This window comes from Peterkaempfera griseoplana, from assembly GCF_001418575.1.
GTDB classification, from domain to species: Bacteria; Actinomycetota; Actinomycetes; order Streptomycetales; family Streptomycetaceae; genus Peterkaempfera; species Peterkaempfera griseoplana.
On the sequence record NZ_LIQR01000564.1, the window covers coordinates 11,869 to 16,677 of the forward strand.

Here is a 4,809-nt window from a genome sequence, read left to right on the forward strand (position 1 = left end):
CCGGGTGCGACCGGACGTGATCTGTTCATGTCGGGAGCGGTGCTTTTTTACACGCAGCCCTTACGGCACGGTGCTAACTTCTTGTCAGTTGGCAGTGGCCGAGCGAGGGTGGACCATTGGCAGTCTCTCCGCACGTCGAGCAGTTCGCCGCATATCTGCGCATGTTGAAGAACCGCAGCGGCCACGGTTTCGACCGGCTGGGGAAGCAGGCGGGCGTCAGCGGCTCAAGCCTCCACCGGTACTGCTCCGGACACAGCGTTCCGGCGGACTACGGGGTCGCCCACAGCTTCGCCAAGGTCTGCGGCGCCAGCGCGGTGGAGCTCCGGGAGCTCCACCGCCTGTGGGCGCTGGCGGACACCTTCCGTGACACCCCGCCGGCGCCCGCCGCCGCAGCTCCGGCCGCCGCACCCCTGAGGCCGGAGCTGCGGCCGCAGCAGCGGACAGAGGCAGTCGCCGTGCGGATCACCCGCTATGCGGGATTCGCCGCGGCTGCCGCGGGGGCGCTGGCGGTCGGCGGACTCCTCCTGCGGGCCCGGCGCCCGGCGGGGCCGCGCCGGCACTGAGCCGTCCGCAGGCCGCCGGGAGCGCAGACCGCCGGGCCGACGCGACCCTCACCGGCGGTCAGACGGTGCCGTCCTCCCACCACCACGCCCGGCCGAGGTCGGCCCGGCTGTCCACATGCTGGTGGTCGGCGGTGTAGGTCTCCAGGCCGGAGAACCCACTGGTCTCCGCCTTCTGGTAGACGGTCCGGTTGGCCACCCCGGGCACGTCCAGGTCGGCCGCCGTGCCGTACAGGTGCATGCTGTCGCTGGCCCCGCCGACATCGGCGTTGTGGGAGATGCTCCGGAAGCCGGAGTTGACGGTGATCGCTGTGTTGCCCAGCTTCTTGCGCAGCGCCTCCAGCTTGTACATCAGCCGTCGTACGTTCTCCTTGGTGGCTGCGGCACTGAGCTTCCCGCCCGAGAAGTCGCCGCTCACCCGGTCGGTGAACTCGCTCCAGGCGAAGTGCACCGTGGAGCCGTCCGCGTCCTGCAGCGCATTGAGCTGCGCCTGGGTGGCGGGACCGACGACCGCGTCCACGGAGAGGCCGTAGGCGGCCTGGAAGCGGCGTACCGCGGCGGCGGTGCCCGGCCCGAAGTCGCCGTCGACCGACACCCGGGTCTGGGCGGCACTGTCAGCCGCCCAGCCCGCGACCCTGATCTGCAGCTCGGTGACGTCCGCCCCGGTGGCGCCCTGCTGCAGCGTACGCGACCACGTGTAGGCCTGTGCGACCCCGGCGGACAGCACCGGGCCCAGCACCAGGGCGGCGCCGGTCCCCAGCGCCCCGCGCAGCACGGCACGGCGGCTCGGTGACGGAAAGGAGGTAGTCATCGCGATCCCCTTCTCAACGGTCCAGGTATGCCGGCGGAAGCTCCACGATCTGTGCGGCGGCAGCCGCCGACGTGCGCGTCCACCCGCTCCGCCCGCGTCGGGCGGGGGACCGGCGCGCAGCTCAGGGTGGCAGCGGGCGCCCGGTCGTGACCCCTCGCCGGCCGCACTCGGGAAGGCGGAACGGGGCGCACACCTCCGACCTGGCAGGACGCAGCGGCGCCGGGACGCGTCTGGGACGGCGCCGGGCCGGGCCCGCCTGCCGCCCGGCGGCCCGGCCCTGGTGGCCGTCGCGCGGCGGTCGCGGCCCGGCGGCCCGCCCGTGCTCAGACGGCGACGCCGAGGCTCCGCCCCCAGGCGTCGACGGTGGTGACCTCGCCGCGCCGCGCCAGGACCTTGGTGACCAGGGTGTGGTGCAGGTCGGGGTCGGGGTCGGCGCAGGCGTCGGACAGGACGGTGATCCGGTAGTCGAGGTCGGCGGCCTGCAGCGCGGTGGACAGGACGATCCCTCCGGTGGCGATGCCCGCCAGGACCAGGTGGTCGACGTCCTGGGCGGCCAGGATCTGCCGGAGGTCGTTGCCGGCGAAGGCGCTGACCCGGTTCTTGTGGACGACGGTCTCGCCGTCGGCGGGGGCGACGTCGGGGTGGATGGCGGCACCGGGGTCGTCGGCGGTGAAGAGGTGCGACGGAAGGACCCCGAAGGTCCTGTTGCGGGGGTGGACGTCGGTGTGGCCGCGGCGCAGCCGGAGGGCCACATGGATGACCGGGACGCCGGCGGCGCGGGCGGTGCCGAGCGCCCGCACCGCATGGGGCAGGTAGTCGGCGGGCATCCGGGCGAGGTGGGCGGCCTGGAGGTCCATGAGGAGCAGCGCGGTGCGGGACACGGTGGTGCCTTTCGGGGTTCGACGGGGGCTCAGGGCTGCGGCCCCGGGGCGATGCGGGCGGCGCGAACGGGGCCGCGGGGCCGCGCTGTTCGGGTGCTCTACTTCGCCGTCCGGGCGTCGGCCGGTGCCGCGGTCGCCCGTCCGAGGGTGCGGTCGAAGAGGGTCAGCAGGAGGTAGAGCACTCCGGCGCCGAGCATGACCCAGGCGAGCTGGTGCATGCCGCCGGTGTCGGCGCGCTGTCCGAAGGACGCGGCGGTCGCGGAGGAGGCGACCATCGAGCCGATGTAGGCGAAGGTGCGCAGCAGCCCGGCGGAGGAGGCGGTGCGCTCGGGGTCGGCCTGGAAGTACACGGAGTTCTGCAGGGCGAGGTTGTTCAGCCCCTGCGGGACGCCGAAGATCAGGGCGACGCCGACCAGCGTCCACACGGGGCTCCTGCCCGTGAGCGTCAGCAGCACCAGGCAGGCCGCGATCTGTCCGGCCGCGCCGAGAAGCAGCTTGCCGCGTACGCCGCTGCGGCGCCCCGAGACGACGGAGACACCGATCGCCATGAGGAACATGGGTATCTGCACCAGCCCGGCGTGGAAGGGCGTCAGCCCGTGGCCCTCCTCGGTCCACTGGCTGAAGCCGTAGAGGAAGGCGTATGCGACGACGTAGGCGACGAGCGCGCGTCCGTAGGTGGCCAGCAGTGGTCTGTTGCCGCCGAGCACCCGCAGGTCGATGAAGGGGGTGGTGGCCCGCAGCTCCCGTACCGTGAACGCGGTTCCCGCGGCGGCGGCGACCAGTAGCAGGTACCAGGTGCGCGGATGCAGGTTCATCAGGAAGAGCAGCAGCGAGACGAGGGTCGCGGCGAACAGCCCCATGCCGGGCAGGTCGAGCCGGGCGGCCAGGTGTCCGCGCCGCGGGGGCCGGGCGGTGGCGGCCGGCTTGGGCAGCCGCAGCAGCCCCAGCAGCACGGATGCGACGGCCAGCGGCACATTGAGGGCGAAGGTGGCACGCCAGCCGCCCACGGCGATCAGCAGACCGCCCAGCAGCGGGCCGACGACGGCGATGGTCTGGTTGGCGACCGCCAGGGCGGTCAGCACCCCGCCGGGACTGTCCCGTCCGGTGCGCGCGGCCTCGCTGCGCAGCAGCGCCATCGCGGCCGGGTAGCCGGCGCAGGTGCCGAGACCGAGCAGGACGCGCGCCGCGATCAGCATGCCGAGGCCGGGTGCCAGAGTGCCGGCGACGCCCGCGACGCCGACGAGGCCGGTGCTGAGGAGGAAGAGCCTGCGGGGCCCGAAGAGGTCGATGAGCCGGCCCATGACCGGCTGTCCGAGCGAGGTGGCCAGGTAGAGGGCGGAGACCAGCCATGCGGTCTGCGAGGCCGGTGCGCCCAGGGCCCTGCCGATGGGTACCAGCGCGACCGAGATGATCGTCGAGTTGATCGGGTTCAGCACCGAGCCCAGGATCATCGGCGGCAGCAGCCGCCGGTCGAAGCCCGGCCGGGAGTCCGTCGTCGGTGCGGCGTCCGTCCTCGCCTCAGTCATGGGTCAGCCGCGCCAGTACGGCCATGGCGGCGATCACCGCTTGGCGCTCCTCCTCGGTGCATCGCTCCTGCAGCCGGACGGCGAGCCACTCCGTCCGGGCCTGCCGCCCCTCCTCGACCCGGCGGCGGCCCTCCGCGGTCAGGGTGATCAGCAGGCGCCGCCCGTCGTCCGGGTCGGGGTCCCGCTGCACCAGCCCGCGTGCGGCGAGCGATGCGACGGCCGCCGTCATCGACTGGTGCCGTACCCCTTCGGCGGTGGCCAGCTCGCTGGCGGTGACGCCCGGGGTGTCGGACAGGCGGGCCAGGACGGATGCCTGACCCAGGGTCAGATCCTCGGCCTCCGAGGCCTGCAGGATGCGTCGCCGCAGGCGACTGATGACCGTACGGACCGTGCGTGACGCCTGGACCGCAGAGGGCGGCAGGCCGGTGTGCTCGCTCATGCCTGCCACGCTAATGTATACAGCCTTAGCTGTACAGATTGCCTGTACAGCTTCTGCTTGGTCGCTCACCGTCATCGCGGTCGGCCGCGCCCCGTCCCCGCGGCCCCGCACCCGGGGGACACCGGCTGAGCAGCCGGTCCGCTCCCGGCATCGGGGAGGGGGAGGCGACGAGGACGCCGCGGTCCGCCGGCGAAAGGAGCAAAGAACCTTAACGAGAGAGAACCTTCCGGCCAACAAACGCTGCCCCGAGTCGCACAGCTCTGTTCGGTTTCGTGCGGGCACGTAGGTTTGTCGCGCGCCCGGGCCGGAGCCGGAGCTCAGGGCGCACGGACGAGGCGACGAGGGGGTGCCGGTGAATGGGTCGGGCAGGGGCGCGGGCAGGCCGACGGGCAGTGGACGGCTCACGGTGGAGAGGTCCGTGTCCGGCTACTACCAGTGGCGGTTACAGGCCTCCAACGGTCGTACGGTCGCCGTCTCCGCCGCTGAGTACCGTACGTCGGAGGAGGCGGACCGGGCGCTGAGCGAGCTGCGCCGGGATGCCGTCGAGCAGCTGGCCCGCATCACCCATGTGAAGGAGGGGGCGGGGTGGGTC

At 73.2% G+C, this 4,809-nt stretch carries 6 protein-coding genes; 2 read left to right on the top strand and 4 right to left on the bottom strand.

From position 1 onward, the window contains the following. The first annotated feature begins 116 nt into the window (after positions 1 to 116). Positions 117 to 563, top strand: coding sequence for a helix-turn-helix domain-containing protein (locus tag AOK09_RS41475; protein WP_055590848.1), 447 nt, complete (start codon positions 117 to 119; stop codon positions 561 to 563). Positions 564 to 621: 58 nt separating this feature from the next. Here AOK09_RS41475 and AOK09_RS32725 read toward each other — a convergent pair whose 3' ends face one another. The 4 genes from AOK09_RS32725 to AOK09_RS32740 form a co-directional block, all read right to left on the bottom strand. Continuing rightward, on the bottom strand, positions 622 to 1,371 hold the full coding sequence (locus AOK09_RS32725; protein WP_055590849.1) for a D-Ala-D-Ala carboxypeptidase family metallohydrolase: 750 nt from the start codon (positions 1,369 to 1,371) through the stop codon (positions 622 to 624). Positions 1,372 to 1,694: 323 nt separating this feature from the next. Beyond that, complete coding sequence (locus tag AOK09_RS32730) at positions 1,695 to 2,252, bottom strand: cysteine hydrolase family protein (RefSeq protein WP_055590850.1); 558 nt, start codon at positions 2,250 to 2,252, stop codon at positions 1,695 to 1,697. Positions 2,253 to 2,350: 98 nt separating this feature from the next. Then, positions 2,351 to 3,778 carry an MFS transporter gene (locus tag AOK09_RS32735; protein ID WP_055590851.1) on the bottom strand — a complete coding sequence of 476 codons (1,428 nt, stop codon included), beginning with the start codon at positions 3,776 to 3,778 and terminating at the stop codon, positions 2,351 to 2,353. Further along, positions 3,771 to 4,217 carry a MarR family winged helix-turn-helix transcriptional regulator gene (locus AOK09_RS32740; RefSeq protein ID WP_055590852.1) on the bottom strand — a complete coding sequence of 149 codons (447 nt, stop codon included), beginning with the start codon at positions 4,215 to 4,217 and terminating at the stop codon, positions 3,771 to 3,773. The genes AOK09_RS32735 and AOK09_RS32740 overlap by 8 nt, the downstream gene beginning before the upstream one ends. A 418-nt stretch (positions 4,218 to 4,635) precedes the next feature. On the opposite strand from AOK09_RS32740, the gene AOK09_RS43800 reads away from it, so the two are divergent. After that, on the top strand, positions 4,636 to 4,809 hold a 174-nt coding region (locus tag AOK09_RS43800; RefSeq protein ID WP_169797095.1), incomplete at its 3' end, for a DUF1508 domain-containing protein.

Excerpts from the sequence above, each read along its gene's own strand:
- AOK09_RS32725 (WP_055590849.1), bottom strand. The coding sequence starts at position 1,371 with ATGACTACCTCCTTTCCGTCACCGAGCCGCCGTGCCGTGCTGCGCGGG.
- AOK09_RS32735 (WP_055590851.1), bottom strand. The coding sequence starts at position 3,778 with ATGACTGAGGCGAGGACGGACGCCGCACCGACGACGGACTCCCGGCCG.
- AOK09_RS32740 (WP_055590852.1), bottom strand. The coding sequence starts at position 4,217 with ATGAGCGAGCACACCGGCCTGCCGCCCTCTGCGGTCCAGGCGTCACGC.